The organism is Methylocaldum szegediense, from assembly GCF_949769195.1.
GTDB classification, from domain to species: Bacteria; Pseudomonadota; Gammaproteobacteria; order Methylococcales; family Methylococcaceae; genus Methylocaldum; species Methylocaldum szegediense.
In genome coordinates this window covers 2,805,888-2,831,373 of sequence record NZ_OX458333.1, presented here as the reverse complement: position 1 = coordinate 2,831,373, position 25,486 = coordinate 2,805,888, and the positions used below count along the sequence as shown (strand labels likewise).

The window sequence follows — 25,486 nt, the reverse complement described above, 5'->3', positions numbered from 1 at the left end:
GCGGTACTAGCATCGGAGTGGTGTAAAGAGTTCCAATCAGCCGCCGTCCCTGGGCGCAAAACCAGTATCGAGTCGTAAAAAAGTTATCGGCTATGTATTCTGCCCAAATTACGCCGAGTTGCCTACGCCCTTATTAGCCGCAGGGTGTGCCCTGATGCAAAGACTCTGCTATCGACGTGGCAAATTTTGTAAGAATAAGCAACCGGGTTTGACTTTTCAACTTAGTGGTGAACGCCTCCTCGCGCGTACGAAGAGGTTGGGCAATCCTGCTGAGGCAAGACCCGCTGCGTCACCCTCTGTCGAGAAGTCTTCGCAAACTCGGAAAGGTCGATTGGGTATCACATGAAACTGGTTCCTTGATCGCCTCTGTTCGTCGTGAGACTTTCGACTTTGTTTAGGACAGTCCTTTCGACCGAGCTCAAGACAGGCCCTTCGAAAGGTTTTTCGGGCCTACTGGGAAGTGGTGGAGTCGAGCTCCCCGAGTCCTCGCGGAGCGTTCGGGGAGGCCGTGGGTTGTCGGCTTGTGGTGTCAGTCGTTCTCGCCGAGCATTCGCTCAATGGAACGCAGTACGTCAGCGGCTTTGGCGAGGCCGGACTCGCGGATTTGATACAGCGGCAGGGCGACGACATTGTCGCAACGGTACATATGTCCGGGGAAGTCGATACCGGGGACGCCCACCGGAATGAAGACCTCGGGCTCGGATTCGAAGCGCATGCCCGAGCGGCCGATGACGACCGTAGGCACACTGCTCGCTGGGGGCGGTGTCGTGCTTAGGCTGGAAATCCAGAACAAGACGTCTGCTTCGCCACTAGCGAGGAGTCGTGCCGTGCTGTTGTGGTAAGGATCGTATTCGGGGTAGCCGCGGGCGTAGCTGACGCGAGTGGGATAACCGCTGATCCAGGCGCATACTTGGCTCGCCGTGCGGTCGCCATCCTGTCCGCCTAGCGGCAGTACCGCGGCGCGGGTGTCTTTATTTAGCGTTGACACCATTTGGCACAGCTGCTGGACGGTCAGTTCGGCGTGAGGAAAGGCGAGTTGCCCCGCAGCCCAGGTCACGACGCTGTAACGGGCTTGGCGCAGCCGGTCCACGACCGCTTGCAGCTCTGAGATAGGAATGCCGGCGACCTGTTCCGCCTGTAGTTTCGCGCCTTTTGCAAGAGCCGAAAGCGCTGCGGCGACGTCCGGCAAGGCTTCTTGAGCGCAAGGGATGACTTTCGGGGCGCGGCCGTCGGGCGCGTCAGCCGCCTGTCCGCTCGGGGCGCGGCCGATAAAGATGATTTCCCGCTTGCTGGTGTCTCCCTCGAATAGGGTCTCTTTGTTCCAGATGAAACGCTCGAAGAAACGCGGAAAATCGAGTTCGATATCGGTACCGAAGGAAACCAGAACCTCCACCCGATTCTTGAGTTCGCCTAGGGTGGTCGCCATCCAGCCGGAGTCGGCCAAGACCAAAAGATTGCGCAAACCGCCTTCGGACCGCATTTGATCGAAAATGCCGCGGCAACGATCGATCAGAGACAACGCCGCGCGGGTTTCGTTGACGTCGGTGCCGAAGCCGCTGAACACCGGAAGGCGAGCGCTTTTCAGAATCTCCGCAGCACGCGCGACCGCCTGATCCAAGGTAGCCGTGTTTCCGGCGATGCGCGGAGCGGTATCGGTGATCGGCCGTTCGAAACCGGCAGTCGTTACGGCGTCACCATTCTCGATGATTTTAACCCGGTGGCCTTCGACTTCGATTTTCAAATCGTCCGAGGCAATGCCGCAAAACGGGCTGGGAACGTTTTCGAACACGCGGGTTTGGGTATTTTCGGTCATGCCCTTCCCTAACTGGATACTGGATTGGATGGCGAAAAGGCTCAAGAACAAGGAGGTGTCGGGAGCGGTCAAGCATAGGGTCTTCGGCCGGAATTTTCAACTTGAGATGAACTGTGTAGCCTGGAAAATTCGAGTTTTTCCACGGTCGACAAAGCGAAGACCATGCAATAGCATGTCTCTTCATGCTTACGTCTCGAGCAGAATCGACCGTAGTTCTCCGGAAGTCGTTCTAGCCAATGCCGATCAATTCTTTATCCCACCGTGAGCTTCGCGTGCGCGTCGTCGCGCCGGCGCGTCTGCACATGGGCTTCCTTGATCTCAGCGGATCCTTGGGGCGGCGTTTCGGCAGTATAGGACTCGCCATCAACGAAATTGCGACCAGAGTGTCGTTGACGCCTTCGGATCGGCTGACGGCACATGGACCCAGCGCGGATCGGGCCGTCGCCGCCGTAAACAAGTTCGTCTCCGCGTTGGGGAGGGAGTTCGCGGTGGACGTTCATGTCGAGGAAGCGATACCGGGGCATATCGGACTCGGCTCCGGCACCCAGCTCGAATTGGCCGTAGGCATGGCCTTGTCGCGACTGTTCGACCTCGATTTAGCGGTACGAGATCTCGCGCCGATCGTCGAGCGCGGGGCACGCTCCGGTATCGGTATTGCCGTATTCGAACAGGGCGGCTTGGTAGTCGACGGGGGGCGCGGCGAAAACACGCTCATCCCGCCGGTGATCACCCGCCTCGAGTTTCCCGCCGATTGGCGTCTCATTCTGGTTCTGGACGAGCGGGATTCCGGGCTTCATGGCGAGGACGAGATCGAGGCTTTCCGGGCGTTGCCGGCTTTTCCCGCGGAGGAGGCCGCGCATCTCTGCCATTTGCTGCTCATGAAAGGCTTACCCGCATTGGTCGAGCGCGACATCCGTGGTTTCGGGGATGTCATCGCGGAGTTACAGCGTTCGATAGGCGATTATTTCGCGCCGGCTCAGGGCGGACGTTTCACCAGTGCCGATGTCGCCGACGCGCTATCTTTCCTGGAATCGCAAGGCGCCGTCGGCATCGGTCAAAGCTCCTGGGGTCCGACCGGTTTTTGCCTGGTCGAAAACGCGACGCAAGGGGGAGCGCTGGTCCGTGCAGCGCGGCGGGAGTTTGCCGGACAGGCCGGCATCCAGTTCCTGCTGGCGACGCCGCGCAATCAGGGCGCTGCTGTCGTCTTTGAGCGTGTGGATGCGTCACGGGAAAAGTCCTTTCGTGTGTGACGCCGGCGCTCCGGGCCCCGGGCCGTGAAACCGCTGATCGATCCTTGGAAGTCCTGGACGATTTGCCGCACCGCCTGCTATTGGTCGGCAGCTCGGCGAGAATGCTGGCGCAATCGGGGGCGCGCGCCGGAATTCGGCCGGTCTCGATCGATCTTTTCGCCGATCGGGAGACGCGCGCTTGTTCGGCATACTGCGAGGCGGTCAACGCCGCCGACATCGGTTTCGAGCGGGAAAGCCTTTTGCGGGCCGCCGCGCGGCTGGCGCCTGCGGGGTATGGGTATGCTTTGGTCTACGGCAGTGGCTTAGACGCCGATTCCGCCGCTCTCGAAGAACTCGCGCGAGGGCGGACCCTATACGGCAATCCTCCGGAAATTCTCCGTTTATTGAAAACGCCCGATGCGTTTTTCGAGACACTGCGGCGGCTCGGTATTCCTTATCCGGAATCGAGCCGTAAACTGCCGCCCGATCCGGAGAATTGGCTGCTCAAATCCGCCCGCAGCGAAGGCGGCAAGGGCGTGCGTCCCTGCTCTCGAGTGGAACCCGATTCGAGTGCCTATTACCAGCGCCGGCTTCCCGGTAAGGCGCTGTCCGCCTTGTTTCTCGCGAATGGCGAAGACGCGCGCATCATCGGTTTCAATACGCTGCGCACAGCTGGTCATCTTGTCGGGCAGCCGTTCTTGTTTGCCGGTGCTGTCAATCGAGCGGACCTCACGCCGGAACAGCGTCGGCAGGTGCAGACGTATGTCGCGCGCCTGGCTCGAGCGGTTTCGCTCAGAGGATTGAACAGCCTAGATTTCATGCTCGATGGTGAAACCTGTCGGGTGCTGGAAGTGAATCCAAGGCCAAGCGCCACCATGGCCCTGTACGACGACGATTTTCCACACGGACTACTAGCCGCGCATATTCGAGCGTGCCGCGGCGAAATGCCGGATGAAATGGCCGCAAGTGGTACCGTTCGGGCTTTCAAGGTTTTTTTTGCGCCGTTCGATCTCGAGGTATCGGAGGAAACGAGATGGCCCGAGTGGTGCACGGATACGCCGGTGACCGGTACGCGAATCGGTGTTGGTCAGCCGGTATGCACCGTTTGCGCCGAGGGGACGGACCAACGACAGGTAGAATGCCTGATCGAACGGCTGGAGAGCGAGTTGTTCGAGCGATTGTACGCAGCTCGAAGCTAGCCGAGTACAATCACATTTTTGTCAATGAACCGGGCAAGAGGGTAACCATGCAACATACTGTCAGCGTTAATGCGCACGCGCTTCCCATCGTCAAATATATGATCGCCAATGCCGACAGGCTGCGGCTTAAAGTCGACAAGCTGGGAAACGGCTGCACAATCATCGACGCCGGCATTGATGCTGTGGGCGGTCTGGAGGCGGGGCGCTTGATCGCGGAAGTCTGCATGGGCGGACTCGGAACGGTTACGCTGACCCACTCGGCAACCTTCAGTCGCTGGCCGCTCACCGTCAACGTTCATTCCACCAATCCCGTAATTGCCTGCCTGGGCAGCCAGTATGCCGGCTGGAGCCTGTCTCATGGAGAGGGCAAGAACGCCTTTTATGCGCTCGGTTCGGGGCCGGCGCGTGCGCTGGCGACGAAGGTCAAGGACGGCAACGAGGAGCCCGTGGAAGAGCTTTATAAGGAATTGGGCTATCGAGACCATAGCAACGAGACGGCTATCGTCATGGAGGTGGACAAGGTGCCGCCGGTCGAAGTGATCGAGAAGATCGCCAAGGCATGCAAAGTGGATGCGAGCGGAGTGCACGTCATCCTAACCCCGACATCCAGCCTCGCCGGCGGCATGCAGGTCGTAGGCCGCGTACTGGAAGTCGCCTTGCACAAGGCCCATTCGCTCCATTTCCCGCTGGGCAACATCATCGATGGCACCGGAACTGCCCCGGTACCACCGCCTCACCCCAATTTCGTAAAGGCCATGGGGCGGACCAACGACGCTATTCTGTTCGGCGGCACCGTCCATTTGTTCGTGAAAGGCAGCGACGAGGCGGCAGAGACATTGGCCAACGAATTGCCGAGTTCGGTTTCGCGGGATTACGGCAGGCCGTTTGCCGAGGTGTTCAAGGATTACAAATACGATTTCTTCAAAATCGATCCGATGCTGTTCAGCCCGGCTAGCGTCATTGTCACGGCCGTCGAGTCCGGCCGCAGTTTCCACGCGGGCAAGCTCGACGAAGCGCTACTGGAGCGGTCCTTCGGAGAATAATTTGGGCACTATTGCGATTATTACCGAAGATCCGGGCTGGCACGGTGCGCGGCTGCGCGAGGCTTTGGCTGCGCACGGTTATGGCTATCGTTACGTCTCTTTGACCGCCTGCCGGCTGAATCTCGAGTCCGGCGGATTACCGGTGATTCTGCCGGGATTCGAAGATAGACTCCCCGATGGCGTTTTCGTGCGCGGCGTGCCCGGTGGCTCGCTGGATCAGGTGGTGTTTTACTTGGACGTGCTGCACGCCCTGAAACTGCTCGGGATTACGGTATATAACGATGGTCGGGCAATCGAGCGTACCGTCGACAAGGCCATGACCAGCTTCCTGCTGCAGCGAGCCGGCATTCTGACGCCGCCCACCTGGGTGCTGGGCAGCCGTGATGAGGCGCTCGAATTGGCCGAGCGGGAGTTGCGAGCGGGCCATCAACTCGTGTCCAAACCGCTGTTCGGTTCCCAGGGACAAGGTTTGCAGCGGTATGAGAAGCCGGATGACCTGGCCCGCTTGAGCGACACCAATGGTGTCTTCTACCTGCAGCGTTTCGTCGGCTGCGGCGAACAGTCCCACGACTTCCGCGTATTCGTCATTAGAGGAAAGACCGTAGCCGCCATGCGGCGCTGCGGCGTCAGCTGGTTGAACAACGTCGCCCAAGGCGCTCGCTGCGAGCCGGTGCGCCTCGACGATTTGCTGCTATGCCGGCTGGCGGAGGATGCGGTCAAGGTCTTGGACATGGACTACGCCGGGGTCGACATCATACGCGATCATCACGGTCGTTACAGCGTGCTCGAAGTCAACAGCATTCCGGCATGGAAGGGGCTTCAAAGCGTCAGCAAGGTCTCGATCGCCGATCTACTGGTCGAAGATTTTCTGTCGCTTTGCCAGCCCGAATCCCGTGAGGAAATCCGGGTTCGGTGACGACGGTGCCGATGCCTGTTCAACGGGACGCCTTATTGTCCGCTTATCTCGACGCCTGCGAAACGGAACTTCGCGCTTTTAAACCCGGTAATGTCAGCGTTTATTCGGAAGCCCACGATATGACCGTGGAAGACTTCCGCCGCAGCGCCGCGGCCAGCGGGCCTTTCCTTTGCGACCCCGCTCTTTCCTTGGGTGAGAGGATCTACCACGCGACTCGGGCCACCCGCGCGGTTGTCCCCTGCAATACTAATCTCGGCATCATTCTGTTGGCCGCACCGCTACTGCAGGCGGCCCAGACGATTCACGAAGACGAGACGCTCAGGGCTGCGCTGCGGAGAGTTTTGCTTGCTACGACACAGGTCGATGCGGACTGGGCTTACAAGGCCATACGGCTGGCGCAGCCGGGCGGCCTTGGCGAAGCTCCGGAGCAGGACGTTCGCGACACGCCGCAGGTCACTTTGCTCGAAGCCATGCGCATCTCGGAACATCGTGATCGAATTGCTTATCAATACACTAATTCTTTTGTAGATATTTTTGAATTTGCCATTCCAAGTTATCATAGGAATTTGTCCCAGTGGGGCGATAAAGAATGGTCGGCAGTGGCGGTGTTCGCAGGCTTGCTCAAGCGTATTCCCGACAGCCACGTCGAGCGCAAATTCGGTGCTCGATATACAAGGATGATTGCCAGCCGAATGACACAGATCGATCAGGCGTTATCCGTTTCCGATAGACCAGAACAGGTTATGCCGCTCCTGCGCGAAGTGGATGCAGAGTTCAAGTCCTGCGGAATCAATCCGGGTACGACGGCCGATCTTACAGTGGCGTGTTTACTGGCCGTGCGGCTGGAAACGCTGCTGAGTCAGTGCCAGCTAAAGACGGGCCGTTTCCGGGAAGCGTAAAGGCACGTCGGCACAAATAGGGAATTTTGTTTCGCTTGAGGGAGGAGGATAAGGCAGTGTCGTTACTTCGAACGTTTTTTCTTTTACCAAAGAGGAGTTAGCAATGGGGAAAATCAATAAAATGTTGGTGGGTGAGGCTTTGTGCGGCGGCGGCAATGAAGTCGCTCACATCGATCTGATTATGGGGCCTCGCGGCAGCGCTGCAGAGACGGCTTTCGCTAACTGCGTCACCAATAACAAGGACGGATTCAGCAGCTTGCTTGCGGTGGTAGCGCCGAACCTGATGGTCAAGCCGAATACCGTCATGTTCAATAAGGTGACGATCAAGAACGGCAAGCAGGCCACCCAGATGTTTGGGCCGGCGCAACGCGGTGTCGCGATGGCTGTGGCTGATTGCGTTGAGGACGGCACCATTCCTGCCGACGAAGCTGACGACATCTTTATCTGTGTTGGCGTATTTATCCATTGGCTAGCGGAAGACGACGCGAAAATCCAGGACTACAACTACGAAGCCACTAAGCTGGCTATTAAGCGCGCCGTTGCCGGCGAGCCCAAGGCTGCCGAAGTTGTGGCCCAGAAGGGACAGGTCGAGCATCCCTTCGCCGCGCACAAATAATCGCGTTTGTCGAAAAACGTTGCCCCGCAGCGGGGCAACGTTTTTTCGTCCAGAATCGCGCAGTCTCCTCAAATCACCGTTTTCCCCAAATCCTCGATCAGCCGTGGGTTGACAGCGCCAGAATGCAGCGCGCTGGCAACCAGAACCCCGGCCGCTCCCATCGTTTTGAGCCGCCTCAGATCATGTCCATTCCGCACGCCTCCGGCTACAATGAAGCGCCTGTCGGGGTGCTTCAGGTTAAACGATGCCAAACGGTGGAAGTCGGGACCCGCCGTACTGCCCACGTGGGCTAGACTCATCAAGATCACGCGCTCCGGCCAAAGCTCTGGACTGTCCAGCAATGATGCCGCGCCCAGGAGTCGATCGCCGAGAAAGTCCAGCGATAGAATGAAGTCCCGCTCCAAGCGGGTTAGAAGCGCCAAAGATTTTTCGGAAAGCGATTCGCTACCGATAACGGCGCGAACATTCGACCCGGTTTGAAAAAAAGGTATATCCCCGTCGCTCGGAAGTCCTCGATCCATCCAGAATTCGATATCCGGAAATCTGCGCGTAAGGTCAATTGCCAGATTGGTTTGGGGGGCTTTGCCCATCAGCGCATCGAGATCGGCCACATAAATCCTTTTGAACGGATGAACAGCGAGCAGACCGCGTATGACGGCCTCCGGTTCGGCGGTCGAACACAATGCGCTTTGCAGCGGGCGATACTGTTCGCGCCGTCCTTCCTTCGCGTGGACCACGAGGCCGCCCATGATGTCAATGACGGGAATGATTTCCATCGGCTGAGTGAATGAGGATACTGGTTTTCGAATATATTACCGGCGGCGGAATGCTCGGCGAAGCGATTCCGCGTTCGTTGGCGCAGGAAGGGGAGTTGATGCTTACGGCCCTCCTGCGGGACTTATCCGATTTGCCGGAGATCCGGACGATCGCGTTCAGGGATGTACGTTTCCCCATTTCCGACCGAGCGTTTTCCGGAACTGACTGGATTTTTTTGGATCGGAAAGACGATCTCGAGCGTTGTCTTGATGATCAAATCGAATACTGCGATGCCGTCTGGCCTATCGCGCCTGAAACCGGCGGTATTCTGGAGCGGATTTGCCGTCGGGTCGAATCGGCTGGCAAGACGCTGTTGGCCAGTTCAGGGGATGGCGTAAGCCTTGCCGCGAGCAAGTTCGAAACCGTAAAGCGCTTGGAAAAAAAGGGTGTCCCAGCAATTCCGACATTTGCGCTGAACACATCGACGCCTTTGGAGTTTCCTTTGGTGGTGAAGCCGGACGACGGCGTCGGCTGCGAAGGTTCCCGTATCCTCGAAACCAAGAGCGAGTGGCAAGCCTGGGTGACCGCGATCGGCGATCCCACCGGCTATGTCGTACAGCCTTTGGTTGAAGGCGAGCCCTTGAGCCTGTCCGCACTCTTTTGTCACGGAAAGGCGCGGCTTCTGAGCTGCAACCGGCAGCGGATCGACAGATCGCGGGGCGGGTTCAGCCTGCGCGGTTGCGAGGTCGGCGCCATCCGGACCAGTCTTAGCGCGTATGAGGACTTGGCCAATAAGCTTGCGGAGGCCTTGCCCGAACTCTGGGGTTATGTCGGGGTCGACGTGCTGCGGTGCGAACAGGAGCTCAAGGTGCTCGAGGTCAATCCTCGATTGACCACGTCCTACGCCGGGCTGCGGCAGTTCTTAGGCTTCAATCCGGCCGCGCTGGTTTTGGATTTGTGGCGGAGCGGACGCTTACCGGAGGTCCATCCTATAGCGGAAATGGCCGTCGAGATCGGTTTGGAGCGGTGGGATGACGGTTGACGTAATCGGTTGGGACGTCGGGGGCGCCCATCTCAAGGCAGCCGCCTTGAACGGTGCGGGCGAGATCGTCGCGATCATCCAAGAGCCCTGTCCCTTATGGCAGGGGATAGATCGCTTGCACGCTGCGATGAGTCGGATTCTGGACACTGTTTCGCCACGATCCGGCTGCCGCCATGCGGTGACCATGACCGGCGAACTCGCGGATTGTTTCGAGAATCGGGAGCAAGGCGTGCTCGCCTTGGTCCAAGCGATGACTCAGCGCTGTCCGCAGCACATCGTTCGTTTTTTCGCGGGATATGACGGATTTCTCGATGCCGAGGCCATTACTCCGGAGAGCATTCTCAAGATCGCCTCGGCGAATTGGCTGGCGAGCGCGCTGTGGGTGGCGGACAATCTGCGCGAAGCCGTGTTCATCGATGTCGGGAGCACGACGACGGATATCGCGCTGATTCACGACCATCGGGTCGAAACCCGAGGCTATGCCGATTTCGAACGTATGCGCTACGATGAGCTGATTTATTCAGGGGTGGTCCGAACCCCGGTAATGGCAATCGCCGATCGGGCCCCTTTCGAAGGCGAGTGGATCGGTCTGATGGCCGAGCACTTCGCGACCGCTGCCGACGTTTACCGTTTGTGCGGCGAATTGCCCGAGCATGCCGACCAGATGCCGGCGGCGGACGGTGGCGAAAAAACCTTTACGGGAAGCGCACGGCGTCTCGCTCGCCTGTTTGGGCGGGACCTGGAGTCAGCGCCGATGAAGCAATGGCGGCAGGCGGCCCGGTTCTTCCGCGAGCGACAACTCATGAAGCTTCGCTCGGCGCTGGATCGTCAGCTCTCGCGCGGTCTAATAGGCGACGACGCGCCTTTGATCGGTGCTGGCGTAGGGCGGTTTCTGGTGCGAGAATTGGCGGCGCGTTCGGGGTTTCCTTATAAAGACTTCAGCGAACTGTTTTCAATGTTGACGTCGCATAACGATTTTCAGGCTTCGGACTGCGCACCCGCCGCAGCCGTAGCTTGCTTGGCGATGAGGGAGGTGGGGGCGTCATGAGAGTCGAAGAGCTGCCCTATTTCGAGGACAGCGCCGCCTTGTTTCTACCGTGGGCGGAACGGCGCTGGGCGGTTTTCCTCGACAGCGGATTTCCGCATAGTCGGCAAGGCCGCTACGACATCATTGCGGCCGATCCGTTCGCCACCCTTGTCACGCACGGGCCGCTTACCGAGATTCGATCGCACGGCTCGATTACCCTGTCGCCGGAAGACCCGTTTTCCTTGGTGATGCAGTTCCTCGGCGAAAACATTCCACAACTACCGGATCTGCCGTTTTGCGGTGGCGCCATCGGATACTTCGGCTACGACTTGGCACGGAGGCTAGAAAGACTGCCCGAAAAAGCTCTGGATGCGGAGAACATCCCGGAAATGGTTGTCGGCATCTACGACTGGGCGGTGGTCGTGGATCACTGGGCGCGTCGCACCTGGCTAGTTGCGCAAGGACGCGATCCCTCTATCGCGGTGCGTTGGCCCCATCTGGTTCGGGCCTTCAGCCAAATCCAGACCATCGGTTGGCAGCAGGCCGATTTCTACCTGCTCAGCGACGTCGTGTCGAATATGAGCCAGTCCTATTATGCAAAGGCTTTCAGGCGCGTCCAGCATTACATTCGTGAGGGCGATTGTTATCAGGTCAATCTGGCCCAGCGCTTTTCGGCCTTTTGCACAGGCAATCCCTGGGCGGCTTACCAGCTTTTGCGGTCGTACAATCCCGCTCCGTTCAGTGCCTATCTCAACTTCCCGCAGGTTCAGGTACTGAGTTCCTCGCCGGAACGTTTTCTCAAAGTGACGAACGGTATCGTGGAAACCAAGCCAATCAAGGGTACCCGTCCTCGCTCGCAGGATCCTACGATAGACGCCGCCAAGGCGCAGGAACTTCGCGATAGCATTAAGGACCGGGCCGAAAACCTGATGATCGTGGACCTGCTGCGCAACGATATCGGCAAGAACTGCGAACCAGGTTCGGTTCACGTGCCTGGTCTGTTCGAGATCGAAAGCTACGCCACCGTCCACCATTTGGTAAGCACCGTCCGCGGTCGATTAGCCGAAGGGCATAGCGCCGTAGATCTCTTGCGCGGCTGTTTTCCCGGCGGGTCCATCACCGGAGCGCCGAAGATTCGCTCCATGGAAATCATCGAAGAGCTCGAACCTCATCGCCGAGGCGTCTACTGCGGGTCGATCGGCTATATCGGTTTCGACGGCAACATGGACAGCAATATCGCCATCCGTACCTTGGTGCACTCGGAGGGCACGATCCGCTTCTGGGCTGGCGGCGGCATTGTGGCCGACTCTATCCTCGACCAGGAGTACCAGGAATGCTACGACAAGGCCTCGGCCCTCCTGCATTTGCTAGAGCAGTTCCGGGTTCAAAAAATCGGTGTCGATCACGTGGGTCGTTAAATTGGGGGGCAGTCTGGCCGGCTCGGATACGCTCCCGTTCTGGCTGGATGCCCTGGCTGATTCGAACGTCGTCATCGTGCCTGGCGGAGGACCTTTTGCCGATCAGGTTCGCTCGGCGCAGCGAAGCTGGTCGTTCGGCGACGAGACGGCTCACGCCATGGCGCTCCTGGCGATGGGACAATACGGTTTGATGTTGAGCGGATTGTGCCCAAAACTCGGCACCGCGCGCGACATTTGGGAGCTCCGGGCTTCGGCGGGATCCGGCCGATCGATGGTATGGCTACCTGACCTATCCTTGATCGACGATCCAAGCATTCCGGCATCGTGGGATGTTACCTCGGACAGTCTTGCCGCTTGGCTGGCGGAACGTCTGGGTGCGGCGAATCTGCTCTTGGTAAAGTCCGCGGCGATACCTTCGGGTACTGCCTCCTATGTTGAACTTCTCGCACAAGGTGTGGTCGATGGCGCTTTCCAATACTTTTCCTCCGGCGCCGCGTTTGCGGCCTGGCTTGGCCACCGGCAAGATTATCCACGCGCGCGGGAAGGTTTGAGAGAACCCGCCGGAGTGTTCACGCAGGTGGATCGCTTCGCAGGATAAAAAAGTTCCGCTTTTGATCGAAGTAAGGGTGAACGCCCCATGGATTGCGTGCAGTTCAGGATATTCCAAGAAGGGGGCGGCAACCTTGGATAGTGATGGTGAAAGAGATTGACTCTCATGTCGATTAGAGTGCGTTATTTCGGAAGCCTTCGGGAAAGAATGGGCCGAGTGGACGACATTCTCGCCGCCGAAGGCATCGACACGGTCAGCGATGTGTGGAAAGCGGTGAGTGAGGGGCAGTACCTGCCTGATCGCATTCTCTGCGCGGTGAATATGGACTATGCCGAGCCGGACGCGCCGGTCAAGGATGGTGACGAGGTAGCGTTTTTCCCGCCGGTCACCGGGGGCTGGACGTGCTGATCGAGCTTCGCCTGACCGGATTCGACCCTTACGCGGAATTACAACGCTATCAAACAGAAACGCTGGGTCACGCCGGAAAATACGGCGCCACCTGCTCGTTCGTTGGCACCATGCGCGACTTCAACGAGAACGAGACGGTCCGGTGCATGTTTCTCGATCATTATCCCGGCATGACCGAGCGCCAGCTTAAGCGTATCGTCGAGGAAGCTAAGACCCGCTGGCGTTTCTTGGATGCGCTCGTCATTCATCGAGTCGGTGAAATTTTCCCCGATCAGCCCATCGTGCTGGTCGCGGTGTGGTCCTCGCATCGCGGTGCGGCCTTCGATGCCTGCCGCTACATTATGGAAGAGCTGAAAAGCCGCGCGCCTTTTTGGAAGAAAGAAACCTTGGCGTTGGGCGAACGCTGGCTGGAAAAAAACACCAGCGGGTATTGAAGGTCCACCGGGACGGCCTGTCTCATGGGTTGAAACGCGATAGGCAGACACCGGAAATGCGGTTTCTTGCCTTGAAATGATGACATTGCCCCAATCGCTGATATGACAAGACTTGTTCTCAGTCTGGTTCTAAGCGCGGGGCTGGTTTTGCCCGCCCACGCCCGCGAGGCTACAAGCGTCCGATGCCCGTCCACCGACAGCATCAGGCGCGAAATCCTCGACCAGCTGCGAGCCATACGTGCACAGGCGAGATACTGCGGCCGGATACTATTCGGACCGGCCAAACCACTGCGATGGAATCAAAAGCTGTTCCTAGCGGCCAAAATACATGCCGAAGAGATGAGCCGCAGAGACTACCTCTCCCACCGGGGGCTAGACGGCCGGAGGGCAGGAGACCGAATCGTCCGGACCGGCTATGACTGGGAGGTTTACGGGGAGAACATCGCCCAGGGACAGCTTACGGTCAGTGAAGCCATGCGCAGCTGGCTGGATAGCCCGTCACACTGTTCCGCCATTATGGAGCCCGATTTCGAGGATGTCGGAGTCGCCTGTGCGAGCACTGGAGGCGGCGGTTCGCCTTATTGGGCGATGGTCTTGGCCGCTCCCATGACGCAGGCCAGGCGATAGAACGTGACGGTCCGTCGAAGCTTTCCGTTCGTGTGGATCAAATCTTCTGCGCGAAGAGGTCGATCTGATGGACGATCAAGCCGAGTTCTCCCGCGGCCAATCGCTCGGATCGTTCCCGGTACCACCGGTCGAGCGAATCGCCCGAGAATTGTCCGGACCTTTCGGCTTCGTTCCGGATCATGTTCAGCAAAGCGGCGAGGCAAGTGGCATCGTGGTCGCGATAAGCGCGGCGTGACGGGATGATGTTCCAGTCGGAGGTGCCGTAGGCGATCACTTCGAAACCGGTTTCGCAGAGCACACTGTGCAGCCGTCTTCCTGCAAGGGCGCCGCCACTGTTTTCGTCCCATATCCGGCGTTGTTCCATGGAGGTGTCGTACACGTCGAGGATGCGGTTTTCCAAGACTTCGTCGGCATAGACTGGGAAAAGCGCGGTCTCGCCGTCGTAATTGATGGTACTGTAGAAGACTCCCTTTGCACGCAGCCAACGCGCTATCCGCTCGGCCATAGTTCGTAGCGGCAGGAGATCCATCACGGCGTGGGCAATGACGGCATCATAGAAGCCGGGAGCTCTATTCGGTTGGTAATGCCGTAGGTCGCTGCAGACGAATTCCACGACAATCTCGCGTTGCCCTTGCCGGGCACAGACGCCGTCTGCCTTTTCGGCGACGCCTAGGCCTTTTTGCCGTAATAGGTTTGTTATTCCAGCTCGGGCAATGTCCAACAACGCTTGGTCCCGATCCACAGCGGTGATGTGCAAATGAGCGTTCGTTGGTAGACTCAAGAGGCGCTGTAGGGAAGCGCCGGTGCCGGTGCCGAGATCGAGGCAGGTCAAGCGCGGCTGTTCAAATACCCAGCGAGCGAACTCGCTCCGAACCTCATGGTTCAGACTGCGCTCATCGAGCGCGAATTTGGCTTCGAGATAGTCGTGAAAGGGAATGTCCACCGCGGGCGTTAAAGCGGTCCGCCGAAAGCCGCCCAATCCCGCTCGTTTTCCCAGAGCTTGACGGTCATCTTGACGCCGCGCAGGTCTACTCGGTCCCTGAGCCGTTCCCAGAAAACGCGGGCGAAGCGTTCGAGGCTGGGGTTGATGCCCCGAAAAGGCTCCAGGTCGTTAAGCACGCGGTCCTTGAACTCTCCGATCAGGGCCATGACGGCTTGCTCGAGATCCACGATGTCGATCAGATAGCCGTGCTGGTCGAGCTGATCGCCCTCGATCAGTATTTCCGCCTTGTAGTGATGGCTGTGCTCGTGGTTTTCGTCGCCCCAGTCTCCCCCGATCAAAAAATGGCGGGCGATGAAATCGCGGGTGATGGCGAGCTGGTACATCGCTGTTCCTCGGGTCGTCAGGTGTATTCGAAGACAGGCTGCAACACGCCCGCCCGTTTGCTATCGATCAGCTCGAAGGCGTCCTGGCAGGCGCTGGGTGAAAAATGATGGGTGATCAGCCTTTCCGCGCGGATTTCAGTCAGCCACTGCCAGGCGAGGTCGAGCCGGCGTTTCTTGGTCCACCGCCCGGACAGACGTGGATCAATCGTGCTGACCTGGCTGGAAATCAATCGGATCCGCTGCCGGTGAAAATGGCTGCCGAGGTCGAGCGGCACCTCGCTCTGCCCATACCAGGAGCCAATGATAACGCGGCCGGCGAAGCCGGTCAGTTCGATCGCTTGGTTCAGGGCGGCAAGATTTCCCGAAACTTCGATGGCGGCATCCAGCCCGTCCAATCCTTCGTAGAACAGGCAGTCCTTGAGAGCGGCGAACTCGCGTTTGACCTCTGGATTGATGGATAAGGCAGCGCCGAGTTCGACCGACTTCTGCCGGCGCATGGCTACGGGATCGGCCGTAATCAGTTCCTCGAGCGGAAACCGGGCGAGAATGGCCGTAACGAGCAGCCCGACGATACCCTGTCCAAAAACCATGATTCGCTCGCCCGGCAGGGGTGCCGTATCGAAAACCAGATTCAGCGCGGATTCCATGTTGGCGAGAAACAGGGCTCTTTCCGCCGGAATGTCCTCCGGCACGATCAGACAATCCTTTTTATCGACTACGGCGTAGTTTTGATGGGGGTGATAGGCGAAAACCCGCCGGCCCAGCCACTCTCGGTCTTCATCCGATCCGACGGCGGCGACCTCCCCGACCAAGGCGTAACCGTAACGGAATGGGTAGCTGAAACTGCCCTGAAGGCTGCCGATGGATATGTCCTGCGGCTGATCCGAGGGTACCTCGCCCCGGAAAATGAGCGACTCGGTGCCCGGACTGATGGCAGAGCACAGGGCTTTGATCAGTAATTCTCCGTTTCGCGGCGCGGGCAAATCGACTTCCTGCTCCGCTACCGTTCTCGGGGCTACATGATAAATGGCTTTTACTCGCATCAGAGATAACCGACAGGACCGAAGGCGATGATGTCGGAACCCAGGATATGGTACTGGCAGTCCGTGATTTGCAAGGGCGCTCGTTCGCCAGAGCGGCAGAGATCGTCTATGGCTTTAAGTCCGCCTATGATTTTTGGAGTTATCGTAATCACGCAGTAATTCACTAAATGATGTTTGAGAAAGGTGCTGATGATCTTTGATCCGCCCTCGACCATGAGGGTCCGAATGCCGAGTTCGCTTAGTTTCGGCAGCGTCTCGTTCAAGTCGACGCAACCGTCCTCGCTTGCCCCCACCTCGAGAATTTTCGCGCCGGCCGCGGCCAGCGCCTCACGCCTCGCCGGGTCCGACCCACCAGTCGTTACGATGACGGGCGGTTTTTTCGACTGCCTCAGTACGCGGCAGTACGGGGGTGTCCGCAGAGTGCTGTCGAGAATGACCGGCTGCGGGTCCTCGCCCTCGTAGTACCGGACGTTGAGCTGGGGATCGTCGCTGAGGATCGTATTAACGCCGACCAGTAGTGCGTCGTGGTGCGCCCTCAGGAAATGCGTGAGTGTCAGCGATTGCCTAGAGCTCAGGGCGTAGGGAGCCTGACTGTCGACGGCGATGCTACCGTCTATGCTCTGGGCGTAAGTCAGGGTGACGAAGGGGCCACCTTCGCCCGATGCTTGGGCCAGCGAGAGTTGGTCGATCAAAGGTTCGATGAAGGCTAGTTCGCGATGGAACGGCGTTCTTTCCCGGAACGTCAGCAAATGAGCCAGCTTCTCGGCCTTGGAGCGCAAATATCCGGCGTTGTCGTCGTGATGGCCGACTTCTATGGGTATGCGCGCCTCGACCTCGATGCCGTATTCGGTGAGTTCGTCGACCTTGCGGGGGTTGTTGGTGATGAGCCGGATCGAACGAACGCCCAGGTCCTTGAGCATCAGGGCGGCGACGCCGTAGTTCCGCTCATCTGGCTGGTGACCCAGGCTGATGTTGGCCTCCACGGTGTCGAGGCCGCGGTCTTGCAGGTTGTAGGCTTCCAATTTCTTGCGGAGGCCTATGCCGCGTCCTTCTTGGCGCAGATAAAGCAGAATGCCGCAGCGTGAGCGCCCGAGGTACTGAAGCGTGTGCTTGAGCTGATCCCCACAGTCGCAGCGTCGAGAGCCGAAGACGTCGCCGGTCAGACATTCCGAGTGGACCCGGACGGGCACGCCGCGCTCACCGTTTACGTTCGATTTCACCAAAGCGAGGTGGTCCTTGCCGTGCTCGCTATAAAGATAAAGTGTGAATTCGCCGTAGCCGGTGGGAATTCGAGTCTTGACCAGGTTCTTCACTAGAGATTTCTGCGGGGGTAGCGATAAAAAGGCAAACAGTATAAACAGCAAAATTCCGGAGTCGATACCAAACGAGGCTCGTGCGCCGAGATTGGTTGCACTCGCCGGAAAATATCGGCGTGCCAACGGGGTCGGTTGGCGTCGAGTAGGCTCAAACGGCTCTGCCGATCGACTTTTGAACGGAATGGAAACGCCAGTATATTGCTATTTCTTCCCATAATCCGGGATTAGGCCGACAGCGTCGATTCCCGCAACTGCGCAGCTTTCGTCGAGATCGGACAGATCGCCACTGATGCCGACCGCCCCCATGATTCGGTTATCCGCCGAGCGTATCAGAACCCCGCCCGGAACCGGCATGAGACGACCATCCGCTATTTCAGTCAGGGCGGTCATGAAATGGGGCCGTTCTCTCGCCATTTTACCCAACTCCCGCGAGGATACCCCCATTCCAATGGCTCCCCAGGCTTTGGCCAGAGCGATAGACCCGCGCATGAAAGAGGCACCGTCCTGCCGCTGCAGGGCCTTCAAGTGACCGCCGTCGTCCAAGACCGCCACAGCCAACGGCGCCAATCCCAAGTCACGGGCTTTTCTAAAGGCACCGTCGATGATGGCATTGGCGATATCGAGTGTCAGAGTGCTCATGGATTTTCCTGGTTATGTCCAAATGAAAGCAGAATTTCGTTGTGCCGAGCGGCGGGTGGGCGTTCCGCGTCATCCTTCGGCTACGACAATTTTATCCGTCTTTTGCGACATGTCATTCAGCACGGGAGCAATCGTTCAGCTTGGTCCGGCCGCATCGAACGGCCGCTCCGCGGCCAGAGCGGGACAAGGGGCGACTCGCGTTTGTAAGCGCCTATGCCGGTCGATCCGGCTCGCGAGGAACGGCTCATTGAGACATACTCGGCGTAACGGGACCGCCAGGCATCATTCCGCAGGGTTTCAGCACACTCTGCCATGCCCGGGTGTGGCGTTGCAGTGCGGCGTTGAAGCGATGCCAGAGGCCTTGCTCGGCTGCCGGATCGAGCGTCGCGGCGTAATAGCTTTCGAAGGCGGGGGGAAGCTCGACCCTTTGGCCTTCCTTCAGCAATTTCACGCTTTCGACCAAAGGGGAAGCGGCTTGGTGCAGCTGGCTGATGTAGGGCTGCACTTCGCCCGCGTAAAACTTGACGAAGACGTTGAAAAGATATTCGGCCCGTCGGGTTTTCTTGCCCATCGGACACATTCGTCCGGTTGAGGCGGCTTGTTCCAAAAGCTCCCCGGCCCGGTCCAGATAAAACCCGCTCAGGCTCAGGGCGCGCACGATCTTGCCGCCGGTTTTGTCGATTTGGAGTTCGAAATAGTGCTGTTCGAATTCTTCCGGGGGAATCGAAGGCGCTTCCTCGAGCCTCGCGCCCAGCGAGGCCAAATACCGAATCGGCCTTTCGAAACGGGCCACGGAAACCGCCTCGCTGCGTTGAAGCGGGTCTGTAGCCGTATCCATGAAAACCCGGAACTCCTTGGCCGCGAAGGTAGCATTCCAGAATACCTTAGGTAAATTGTCGGCTTTCGCTTGTAGGAGCGATTTTAGTTTGTCGGCGAATTCCGGATCTTCGTCTTGGCCTCGCGTTCGCGCGTCGCACTCGGAAAGTTTTCTGAACGTATTCAGCTCGTAGAGGAAACGACCGCTTTCCCGCTGCACTCGCCCGAGAGAGCTATTGCGCGAGCTGATTTCAGCGATCAGCCCGCAGCGGGTCATCTCGAGATAAGTGATGACGCCAATTCGGATATCATCGACCGGGAGCACGATGTCCCGTGCTCTCGGATAAGGCGGTACGACAGGTTTTTCCGCCGCTTCGTCGAGCTCAACCTCGGTTACGTTCGATAGGCGCTTGAGATAATTTTCGAACATCGCTTCGGGCGAATTGCCGGAGCAGCCGGCCACTCCCAAGGCGAGAACGATCGCGAAAAACCCGATGAAACATGCTCTAAAACTACGCGCGGGGTTCGATTTCACGGCGCCCGAGCCGACGACGGTTTCCATATCAGATAAGGCATTGAGGTAGTGAAACAAGTTCTCCTGAAATCGGGGACGTGGCTCAACCGGCGGAGCGTGCGTTTCGTCCTGATGCTGACGGTGTTCGCCTTCATTTTCGCTAAGATCGACCGCTCCGCGCTGATGGCTCACCTCAGCCGCTTCGACCCGACCATGGGCGCAGCGATTGTCGGAGTGTTCCTGCTCTCGATCGCCACATTCGCTTTGCGCTGGTGGCGGATTTGCCGAGCTTTGGGGGTTCAGGCGCCGTTCAAAGACTTTATCCGCGTCCTTTGGGTTAGCCAGAGCGTCAGCGAGTGTGGTCCGCCGCTGGTGGTCGGCGAGTTGGCGCGGTTTCAGCTGATGCGGGGCAGCGCGGAAAACTGGCAGCTCATCGTCGGCCAGGCCGTGGACCGTTTCTCCGGAAAAATCGTCCTGCTGCTCATTGCGCTCGGACTGACGCCGGTTTACTTGAGACTGTACAGCGAATTTCCCGCGCTTCAAATCGTCTTGTTCGCGCTGATGCTGCTGTCGTTGGCAAGCGTGGCCGTCGTCGTCTTTCGGCGTTTTTGGCCGATGGCGCAATCCCATACCAGGATTGTACTCGCCCTCTGCAATCCGTTGCGATCGCCCGGGCATTATGGATTATCCCTGCTGATCCAGCTTCTGCTGGCGGCGAACTTTGCCCTGGCAGCTGCCGGGCTGGGCCTTTCCGGCAATGCGCTGACCGTGTTTATGCTCGGGCCGCTGTTGTTGCTGGGTGTCAGCTCGCTGCCGGCGCTGGTTTCTGACTGGGGCAAACGGGAGGCGGCCGCTGTGTTTCTGCTCGCTCCCGCCGGGCTGACGCCAGAGCAAAGCCTTGCCGTGTCTCTGATCTTCGGCGCCTTGCATTTGTTGACGGCTTTGCCGGGAGCGCTCTTGCTTCTGTCGGTGCGGCGCCGGGAAGCGGTTTCCGTCCGCGAGTGAACGGTGCCTGCGGTATCGAGAATCTTCGAATTCATATAGACCATGCAAGGTTTGCATCGGACGTTTCATGGTTGGTCAAACAGCTTGAGAACATCCTCTGCTTGGGAAATTTTCCCGTTGTTGGGCTTTGAAACGCCTGTGATATTCTGCGACGACTAATACCTGGAATCGGTTCGTCCAAGGTGATCCTTCGTCGCCACGTACTGCCCGCGATAACCGCTTGCCTGCTGGCCTTCGCTTCGTCCCTCACGCCGGCTCAGCCGCCTCGACCCGCTGACGGGCCGGGGCCGTCCGAGCCGGACACTGCGGAAACGAAGCTTCAGAAGCTTTCCGAGCTCGACCAGCGATTGAACGATATCCTGTCCGATGCCGTTTCCGCGCTGAAGCGAGGCATCGACAATGGCCCCCCTTTTCTGCTCGACGAGCGCCGCGGCCGAATCGAGCGACTGGAAAAGCTGGTCGGCGATCCTGCCGCGGATATGGCGGAAAAATATCGGCGCGTGTTGGAAGCCTACCGGGTCGAGCTCGATTACGCCAGGAGCGTTGAGGCTTACCGGGCTGTGCTTCGGATCGGCAACGACGAACGTCTGGTGGATTTCCTCAGCGTCGGCCGCCTGGCGCTCTATTATCAGACCCTGGACGGCCACGAATCGGGGATCTGGCGCAACGATCAGCGGCGCTGGCAGCGGTTGTCCGGCGAGGAGAATGAGGCGATCGTCCGCGGGCTGCGCGCGGCGCGCAAGCTTGAACCGCCGCAACTGATGGTTCTGCCGCTACCGGGGCCCAAGTCGCCGTGAAGCGCCTACGCTTTCTCTGCTTCCTCCGGATCGTGTCCGTTTGGGCGATGTTCGCGGCTTTTCTGCCTGTCCTGGCTGCACCTCAGGCGCAATCCGAAGGGCCGGCCTCGCCGTCGACAGCGGAAGCCCGCTTGGCGACGGAACTCGCGGCTAAAGAGGAGCTGTTCTTGAGCATCCGCGAGAGTGCCGCGAATCTCAAACCCTATTATCAGCAGCTGGTTTTGGCGGGTGAGGCCGCGAGCCAGCGGGAACTAATCACCCGGCTCGCCGACAGCCACCACATCCCGACCGCCGACGAACTGACGCAGTTGTTCGCCAGTCTGCAGAACCAGCTGGAGGCCCTGGGCACGGTATCGAGTTTTAAAGCACAAGTTTATGCGCCGAATGGGCAGGCGTCCGAGAAAGAAGTGCTTCGGCTCGGCGGATTCACCTTTCTTTCCGAAGGACGTTATCTCGTTTACTCACCCGAAGTCGACCGTTTGCTCGAACTGCCCCGACAGCCGGCTCCGAATCTACTGGAGATGGCTCGGGAGTATGCGAGTTCGGATGCGCAGTCGCTGGCCCCGGTCGCAATCGACCCCTCGTCGGGACAAACTCTACAGTTAATCGTGCAGATTCCGAATCTGCGCGAACGTATCGCCCAGGGGGGCATCGTCGGCTATCTGATCCTGGGGCTCGCAGCCTTTGCCTACGCGTTGGCCGGCTACCGCTTTGTCGAGCTGACCCGTATCGGGCAGCGCATCCGCAACCAGCTCAGGTCCCCGCGCCCTCGGCTCGACAACCCTTTGGGCCGGGTGCTCGCACGGCTCGAGCAGACGACGACGAACCAGGACGAGGTTTTGTATCTGACCGTGGAAGAGGCGTTGAGCGGCGAGCAGGCGCGACTGGAGCGACTCCTGCCTTTCCTGAAGCTGGCGGCCGCCATCGCGCCGATGTTGGGCTTGCTTGGCACGGTAACCGGCATGATCAAAACTTTCCAGGCCATCGCCTTGCACGGCTCCGGCGATCCGAAACTGATGTCGGGCGGGATTTCGGAAGCTTTGGTTACCACCGTGGAAGGGTTGGTTACCGCCATCCCCATTCTGCTATTGCACAGCCTACTGACCGGAAAAAGCCAGACGCTGTCAGCCTTGCTGGAGGCACATGCCTCGGCTGCCCTCGCGGCTCGCCTCGAACGACTGGACCCGCCTCCGGACGAGGATAACCGGTCGCAGAGCTCGGTCTAATTGGGTCACGGCGAGGAGACAACATGAGCGGACGGCTTCTCGACACGTTTTCGAGTTTCTTGCACGAGTCCGAGCAGCACATCGAGGACTTGATGGATTTGGGCGGGCCGGTGATGTGGCCTTTGTTGGCCGTCTCCCTGCTGCTGTGGACCCTGGTTTTGGAACGCTACTGGTTTTTTCTTCGTAGTCTGCCCGGATTCCTTGAACGTCCCGCTCCGCCCCCGCATTCACCGGCTGCTACGATCGAGATGGCCGAGATGAAAATCGCCTTGCGACGTCATCTACGGCTGATCAAGACTCTCTCCGGCATCCTGCCGATGTTGGGCCTTCTGGGCACGGTGACCGGCATCATCGAAACCTTCGACTTGATCCGCCTATTCGGCAGCGCGGAAACGCGCATCGTCGCGCGCGGCGTGTCGCAGGCGCTGATCACGACCTTGGCCGGTCTGGTCATGGGACTTTTCGGTGTCGGGGTCTTTTACAATCTCGACCGGCGCGCCAGGACCTTCGAGCGCCGCTATGCCGAGCGTTTATTGCGGCCATGAGAAAACGCGGCCTGTTCACGCGCCGCCTCGACGACGGCGAAGACAGCTCCGACGCGATCAACCTGACGCCGCTCATCGACATGGTGTTCATCCTGTTGATCTTTTTCCTGGTGACGACGTCCTTCATCCGCGAGTCGACGGTGACGGTGCAGCGCCCCAAGGCCGCGACGGCCGTTCCCCAGACGGACGCGGCGGTGATTATCACCATCACCGCTGACGAACAAATCTGGCTCAACGACGCATCCGTCGACATACGCCTGCTGCGCGCCCGACTCGAACAACTGGGCCTTGCCAATCCGGCCCAGGCCGCCATCATCCTGGCTGATGCCCAAACCAGCACGGGATTGTTGGTCAAAGTGATGGATCAGTTGCGCCTCGCCGGTTTCGTCAACATCTCGGTGGCGGCCAGTTCGGCTCCGGATGTCCCATGAAAACATCCCTTGCCGTTTTTCCCGGCCGACCGGGCTGGGTCCTTGTCGGGGCTCTCGCCGCGGCTGTGGTCGTCAATTTGGCCTTGCTATTTTTGATAGGCGCGTTGATCAGCCACCGTGAGACCGAGCTGAGATCGGCTCCCAATCCGCAACCGGTCGATTTCATCCGAATCATTCCCAAGACCGAGGAACCGAAACCGGCTCCGCCATCCACGCCTGCCCCGATGAACGAACTGGCACCCGAGCCTCGGCCGACGAAACCTGGGCCGTCATCATCCGGAGGCGCCAAGCCTTCCGCGAAGAAGCCGGCGCGCGGAGCTGGCCGCGACGGCGCCTCCAAGTCCCGGAAAGAGCCCGCTCCAGCGCCAGGCGCACCGGCTCCTCGGCTGGACATTCCGGAACAGGGTACGGGTGCGCCTCTCACTCCTGTGCCGGGCTCCGACTCGCGCCTTACGGCACCCCCCGGGCAATGGAATCCGGAAAAGAAGCCCGGAGGAGGGGGTAACGGTACGAATGGCGAAGGCGGCACGGGCGGTGGCGGTCTGGTCGTGATTTCGCGGGTGTTGCCGCAGTATCCGCCGCGAGCGCGGGCGCAAAGAATCGAGGGTTGGGTGCGGCTCGAGGTCGAGGTCAGCCCTTCCGGTACGGTCAGCGCGGCGAGAGTCGTGGCGGCCAGCCCGGAGCGGGTGTTCGACGATGCTGCGCTTAAGGCAATCCGGCGCTGGCGCTTTCAGCCGGCCTTCAAAGAGGGCCGCGCCGTTTCGCAGCGAGCCACGCTAACAATGAAATTCCGGCTGGAAGAGCGCTGAAGGATGGATGCTCAAGACGAGGCGAACAGCGTTGAAGCCAGTGGCGAGACGATCGAGAAAAGCAGACCGATAGAAGGAATTCCGTTGGTTTGAAGGTTTAATCGGACCGCAATGCCGGTGAGCAGCGGAGTCCGGCTGATCTCGCACTTGCGGGCGGTTGCCAGAGCGATCGGCCCCATCAGCAACACGACAGCCACATTCTCCAGCAGGATCGAGATCAGGTCGGAGATAACACACAAAGCCACCATGGCCGTACCGATCCGTCGTGTCCCTATGTGGAGTCGGTTAGAAGTATGCACGACCTGGCTTTGGGAATGGACTAGGAAAATTTCCTATTCGGCTCGTTGGCAGCTTGTTATTATTAAAAAGAAGGCTCTTATACGCAGATCTGGAATCCCATTTGGAGAACAAATGCGGATCTCCGGATCAAACTCTCAAAAGGATTGCCTTGTTTCCCGCCAAAGCCACCGGAGGCAACACGATGAAGACGCCCATCACAATAACGACAGTCACCGCACTGTTTTTATCCTTAGGAGCTACCGCGGTATTCGCTGAAAAATTGAAGATGCCGCCGACCAAGGTCAGCATGGAAAAATGTATGGAAGCGGCACTGGCCAAGAAAGACGGTAAGATCGTCAAGCTCGAATTCAAGACAGAGCGGGGTACGCCCATCTACGAATTCGAGATTGCCGGCACAGACGGCAAGAGCTGGGAATACGAATGTGATGCCAACACGGGAGCCATCACCGAGGAGGAGCAGGAGGTCGACAGCCCCAACGATCCGCTGTTCAAAGCCAAGGCGAAAATCAGCGAAGAGGAAGCCAAGAAGATCGCTCTCGAAAAGCATCCCGGCGAGATCGTCGAGACCGAATACGAGATCGAGTCCAACGGCGATGCGTCCTATGAATTCGATATCAAGCTCGCGGATGGCAGGGAAGTCAAGCTGGAAGTGGATGCTGCGACCGGCAAAATCGTCGAAGACGACGAAGAAGAGATTTACCAGATTGGTCAAGAGTGAGGTTTAATCCAACCCGACTTATCC

29 protein-coding genes are annotated in these 25,486 nt (G+C 59.0%); 20 read left to right on the top strand and 9 right to left on the bottom strand.

All coding sequences use genetic code 11. From position 1 onward, the window contains the following. Positions 1–529: 529 nt before the first annotated feature. Positions 530–1,813, bottom strand: a complete 1,284-nt coding sequence (locus tag QEN43_RS12065; protein WP_026611264.1) for a formylmethanofuran dehydrogenase subunit B — start codon at positions 1,811–1,813, stop codon at positions 530–532. A 236-nt stretch (positions 1,814–2,049) separates the two neighbouring features. On the opposite strand from QEN43_RS12065, the gene QEN43_RS12060 reads away from it, so the two are divergent. The 6 genes from QEN43_RS12060 to fae all read left to right on the top strand — a co-directional run bounded on the left by QEN43_RS12060 (position 2,050) and on the right by fae (position 7,715). Continuing rightward, complete coding sequence (locus tag QEN43_RS12060) at positions 2,050–3,063, top strand: beta-ribofuranosylaminobenzene 5'-phosphate synthase family protein (protein WP_036269138.1); 1,014 nt, start codon at positions 2,050–2,052, stop codon at positions 3,061–3,063. Further along, positions 3,060–4,241 (top strand): ATP-grasp domain-containing protein, encoded by a 1,182-nt coding sequence (locus QEN43_RS12055; RefSeq protein ID WP_317963269.1) that lies wholly within the window; start codon positions 3,060–3,062, stop codon positions 4,239–4,241. Before QEN43_RS12060 ends, QEN43_RS12055 begins: the two co-directional genes overlap by 4 nt. A 47-nt stretch (positions 4,242–4,288) precedes the next feature. Next, entirely contained in the window at positions 4,289–5,284 is a 996-nt protein-coding gene (mch, locus tag QEN43_RS12050; protein ID WP_026611265.1) for a methenyltetrahydromethanopterin cyclohydrolase, read from the top strand. Between the two features lies 1 nt (position 5,285). Further along, positions 5,286–6,200, top strand: a complete 915-nt coding sequence (locus QEN43_RS12045) for an ATP-grasp domain-containing protein (protein ID WP_026611266.1) — start codon at positions 5,286–5,288, stop codon at positions 6,198–6,200. A gap of 11 nt (positions 6,201–6,211) precedes the next feature. Continuing rightward, the gene (locus QEN43_RS12040) at positions 6,212–7,099 is read left to right on the top strand and encodes a triphosphoribosyl-dephospho-CoA synthase (RefSeq protein WP_051332118.1); all 888 of its coding nucleotides are present in this window, start codon (positions 6,212–6,214) and stop codon (positions 7,097–7,099) included. 103 nt (positions 7,100–7,202) lie between these two features. Beyond that, positions 7,203–7,715 (top strand): formaldehyde-activating enzyme, encoded by a 513-nt coding sequence (gene fae / locus QEN43_RS12035; protein WP_026611267.1) that lies wholly within the window; start codon positions 7,203–7,205, stop codon positions 7,713–7,715. Between the two features lie 68 nt (positions 7,716–7,783). Here fae and QEN43_RS12030 read toward each other — a convergent pair whose 3' ends face one another. Continuing rightward, positions 7,784–8,491: a HisA/HisF-related TIM barrel protein gene (locus tag QEN43_RS12030; RefSeq protein WP_026611268.1), complete on the bottom strand. Its 708-nt coding sequence runs from the start codon at positions 8,489–8,491 to the stop codon at positions 7,784–7,786. Between the two features lie 11 nt (positions 8,492–8,502). Here QEN43_RS12030 and QEN43_RS12025 point away from each other — a divergent pair, with 11 nt between their 5' ends. The 7 genes from QEN43_RS12025 (at position 8,503) to QEN43_RS11995 (ending at position 13,977) form a co-directional block, all read left to right on the top strand. Beyond that, positions 8,503–9,513, top strand: a complete 1,011-nt coding sequence (locus QEN43_RS12025; RefSeq protein ID WP_051331891.1) for an ATP-grasp domain-containing protein — start codon at positions 8,503–8,505, stop codon at positions 9,511–9,513. Continuing rightward, on the top strand, positions 9,503–10,561 hold the full coding sequence (locus tag QEN43_RS12020; protein WP_026611269.1) for a hydantoinase/oxoprolinase family protein: 1,059 nt from the start codon (positions 9,503–9,505) through the stop codon (positions 10,559–10,561). The genes QEN43_RS12025 and QEN43_RS12020 overlap by 11 nt, the downstream gene beginning before the upstream one ends. After that, positions 10,558–11,958: an aminodeoxychorismate synthase component I gene (gene pabB / locus QEN43_RS12015; protein ID WP_026611270.1), complete on the top strand. Its 1,401-nt coding sequence runs from the start codon at positions 10,558–10,560 to the stop codon at positions 11,956–11,958. The genes QEN43_RS12020 and pabB overlap by 4 nt, the downstream gene beginning before the upstream one ends. Beyond that, entirely contained in the window at positions 11,936–12,556 is a 621-nt protein-coding gene (locus QEN43_RS12010; RefSeq protein WP_026611271.1) for an amino acid kinase family protein, read from the top strand. Before pabB ends, QEN43_RS12010 begins: the two co-directional genes overlap by 23 nt. Before the next feature lie 117 nt (positions 12,557–12,673). Then, on the top strand, positions 12,674–12,916 hold the full coding sequence (locus QEN43_RS12005) for a MoaD/ThiS family protein (RefSeq protein ID WP_026611272.1): 243 nt from the start codon (positions 12,674–12,676) through the stop codon (positions 12,914–12,916). Continuing rightward, positions 12,910–13,350 (top strand): molybdenum cofactor biosynthesis protein MoaE, encoded by a 441-nt coding sequence (locus QEN43_RS12000; RefSeq protein ID WP_026611273.1) that lies wholly within the window; start codon positions 12,910–12,912, stop codon positions 13,348–13,350. Before QEN43_RS12005 ends, QEN43_RS12000 begins: the two co-directional genes overlap by 7 nt. Positions 13,351–13,452: 102 nt before the next feature. After that, positions 13,453–13,977, top strand: a complete 525-nt coding sequence (locus QEN43_RS11995) for a CAP domain-containing protein (protein WP_317963268.1) — start codon at positions 13,453–13,455, stop codon at positions 13,975–13,977. A gap of 37 nt (positions 13,978–14,014) precedes the next feature. Here QEN43_RS11995 and QEN43_RS11990 read toward each other — a convergent pair whose 3' ends face one another. The 6 genes from QEN43_RS11990 to QEN43_RS11965 form a co-directional block, all read right to left on the bottom strand. Then, positions 14,015–14,920 carry a class I SAM-dependent methyltransferase gene (locus tag QEN43_RS11990; RefSeq protein WP_036269139.1) on the bottom strand — a complete coding sequence of 302 codons (906 nt, stop codon included), beginning with the start codon at positions 14,918–14,920 and terminating at the stop codon, positions 14,015–14,017. 8 nt (positions 14,921–14,928) lie between these two features. Beyond that, the gene (locus QEN43_RS11985; protein ID WP_026611275.1) at positions 14,929–15,303 is read right to left on the bottom strand and encodes a 6-pyruvoyl trahydropterin synthase family protein; all 375 of its coding nucleotides are present in this window, start codon (positions 15,301–15,303) and stop codon (positions 14,929–14,931) included. 17 nt (positions 15,304–15,320) lie between these two features. After that, on the bottom strand, positions 15,321–16,346 hold the full coding sequence (locus tag QEN43_RS11980; RefSeq protein ID WP_026611276.1) for a zinc-binding dehydrogenase: 1,026 nt from the start codon (positions 16,344–16,346) through the stop codon (positions 15,321–15,323). Then, a complete protein-coding gene (ribA, locus tag QEN43_RS11975; protein ID WP_026611277.1) occupies positions 16,346–17,659 on the bottom strand; it encodes a GTP cyclohydrolase II in 1,314 nt (437 codons plus the stop codon). The genes QEN43_RS11980 and ribA overlap by 1 nt, the downstream gene beginning before the upstream one ends. Before the next feature lie 204 nt (positions 17,660–17,863). After that, entirely contained in the window at positions 17,864–18,301 is a 438-nt protein-coding gene (locus tag QEN43_RS11970) for a GlcG/HbpS family heme-binding protein (protein ID WP_026611278.1), read from the bottom strand. 244 nt (positions 18,302–18,545) lie between these two features. Then, complete coding sequence (locus QEN43_RS11965) at positions 18,546–19,709, bottom strand: DUF3080 family protein (protein WP_156912852.1); 1,164 nt, start codon at positions 19,707–19,709, stop codon at positions 18,546–18,548. Between QEN43_RS11965 and QEN43_RS11960 the strand changes: the two genes are divergently transcribed. From QEN43_RS11960 to QEN43_RS11935, 6 genes are all read left to right on the top strand, one after another. After that, entirely contained in the window at positions 19,701–20,636 is a 936-nt protein-coding gene (locus QEN43_RS11960) for a lysylphosphatidylglycerol synthase domain-containing protein (RefSeq protein WP_317963267.1), read from the top strand. The two genes, QEN43_RS11965 and QEN43_RS11960, sit on opposite strands and share 9 nt — an antisense overlap. Positions 20,637–20,818: 182 nt before the next feature. Further along, entirely contained in the window at positions 20,819–21,433 is a 615-nt protein-coding gene (locus QEN43_RS11955) for a DUF3450 domain-containing protein (RefSeq protein WP_051331894.1), read from the top strand. Further along, on the top strand, positions 21,430–22,659 hold the full coding sequence (locus QEN43_RS11950) for a MotA/TolQ/ExbB proton channel family protein (RefSeq protein ID WP_317963266.1): 1,230 nt from the start codon (positions 21,430–21,432) through the stop codon (positions 22,657–22,659). The genes QEN43_RS11955 and QEN43_RS11950 overlap by 4 nt, the downstream gene beginning before the upstream one ends. Before the next feature lie 23 nt (positions 22,660–22,682). After that, positions 22,683–23,204, top strand: a complete 522-nt coding sequence (locus QEN43_RS11945; protein ID WP_026611281.1) for a MotA/TolQ/ExbB proton channel family protein — start codon at positions 22,683–22,685, stop codon at positions 23,202–23,204. Further along, complete coding sequence (locus tag QEN43_RS11940; protein ID WP_051331896.1) at positions 23,201–23,635, top strand: ExbD/TolR family protein; 435 nt, start codon at positions 23,201–23,203, stop codon at positions 23,633–23,635. The genes QEN43_RS11945 and QEN43_RS11940 overlap by 4 nt, the downstream gene beginning before the upstream one ends. Beyond that, a complete protein-coding gene (locus tag QEN43_RS11935; protein WP_026611283.1) occupies positions 23,632–24,444 on the top strand; it encodes an energy transducer TonB in 813 nt (270 codons plus the stop codon). The genes QEN43_RS11940 and QEN43_RS11935 overlap by 4 nt, the downstream gene beginning before the upstream one ends. Positions 24,445–24,455: 11 nt before the next feature. On the opposite strand, the gene QEN43_RS11930 is transcribed toward QEN43_RS11935, so the two are convergent. Continuing rightward, entirely contained in the window at positions 24,456–24,692 is a 237-nt protein-coding gene (locus tag QEN43_RS11930; RefSeq protein ID WP_026611284.1) for a hypothetical protein, read from the bottom strand. A gap of 233 nt (positions 24,693–24,925) precedes the next feature. Here QEN43_RS11930 and QEN43_RS11925 point away from each other — a divergent pair, with 233 nt between their 5' ends. After that, positions 24,926–25,462, top strand: coding sequence for a PepSY domain-containing protein (locus tag QEN43_RS11925; RefSeq protein WP_026611285.1), 537 nt, complete (start codon positions 24,926–24,928; stop codon positions 25,460–25,462). Positions 25,463–25,486 lie beyond the last annotated feature (24 nt).

Excerpts from the sequence above, each read along its gene's own strand:
- QEN43_RS12065 (WP_026611264.1), bottom strand. The coding sequence starts at position 1,813 with ATGACCGAAAATACCCAAACCCGCGTGTTCGAAAACGTTCCCAGCCCG.
- QEN43_RS12060 (WP_036269138.1), top strand. The coding sequence starts at position 2,050 with ATGCCGATCAATTCTTTATCCCACCGTGAGCTTCGCGTGCGCGTCGTC.
- mch (WP_026611265.1), top strand. The coding sequence starts at position 4,289 with ATGCAACATACTGTCAGCGTTAATGCGCACGCGCTTCCCATCGTCAAA.
- QEN43_RS12040 (WP_051332118.1), top strand. The coding sequence starts at position 6,212 with ATGCCTGTTCAACGGGACGCCTTATTGTCCGCTTATCTCGACGCCTGC.
- fae (WP_026611267.1), top strand. The coding sequence starts at position 7,203 with ATGGGGAAAATCAATAAAATGTTGGTGGGTGAGGCTTTGTGCGGCGGC.
- QEN43_RS12030 (WP_026611268.1), bottom strand. The coding sequence starts at position 8,491 with ATGGAAATCATTCCCGTCATTGACATCATGGGCGGCCTCGTGGTCCAC.
- QEN43_RS12025 (WP_051331891.1), top strand. The coding sequence starts at position 8,503 with ATGAGGATACTGGTTTTCGAATATATTACCGGCGGCGGAATGCTCGGC.
- QEN43_RS12020 (WP_026611269.1), top strand. The coding sequence starts at position 9,503 with ATGACGGTTGACGTAATCGGTTGGGACGTCGGGGGCGCCCATCTCAAG.
- pabB (WP_026611270.1), top strand. The coding sequence starts at position 10,558 with ATGAGAGTCGAAGAGCTGCCCTATTTCGAGGACAGCGCCGCCTTGTTT.
- QEN43_RS12005 (WP_026611272.1), top strand. The coding sequence starts at position 12,674 with ATGTCGATTAGAGTGCGTTATTTCGGAAGCCTTCGGGAAAGAATGGGC.
- QEN43_RS11995 (WP_317963268.1), top strand. The coding sequence starts at position 13,453 with ATGACAAGACTTGTTCTCAGTCTGGTTCTAAGCGCGGGGCTGGTTTTG.
- QEN43_RS11985 (WP_026611275.1), bottom strand. The coding sequence starts at position 15,303 with ATGTACCAGCTCGCCATCACCCGCGATTTCATCGCCCGCCATTTTTTG.
- QEN43_RS11980 (WP_026611276.1), bottom strand. The coding sequence starts at position 16,346 with ATGCGAGTAAAAGCCATTTATCATGTAGCCCCGAGAACGGTAGCGGAG.
- QEN43_RS11970 (WP_026611278.1), bottom strand. The coding sequence starts at position 18,301 with ATGAGCACTCTGACACTCGATATCGCCAATGCCATCATCGACGGTGCC.
- QEN43_RS11945 (WP_026611281.1), top strand. The coding sequence starts at position 22,683 with ATGAGCGGACGGCTTCTCGACACGTTTTCGAGTTTCTTGCACGAGTCC.
- QEN43_RS11940 (WP_051331896.1), top strand. The coding sequence starts at position 23,201 with ATGAGAAAACGCGGCCTGTTCACGCGCCGCCTCGACGACGGCGAAGAC.
- QEN43_RS11935 (WP_026611283.1), top strand. The coding sequence starts at position 23,632 with ATGAAAACATCCCTTGCCGTTTTTCCCGGCCGACCGGGCTGGGTCCTT.
- QEN43_RS11930 (WP_026611284.1), bottom strand. The coding sequence starts at position 24,692 with ATGGTGGCTTTGTGTGTTATCTCCGACCTGATCTCGATCCTGCTGGAG.
- QEN43_RS11925 (WP_026611285.1), top strand. The coding sequence starts at position 24,926 with ATGAAGACGCCCATCACAATAACGACAGTCACCGCACTGTTTTTATCC.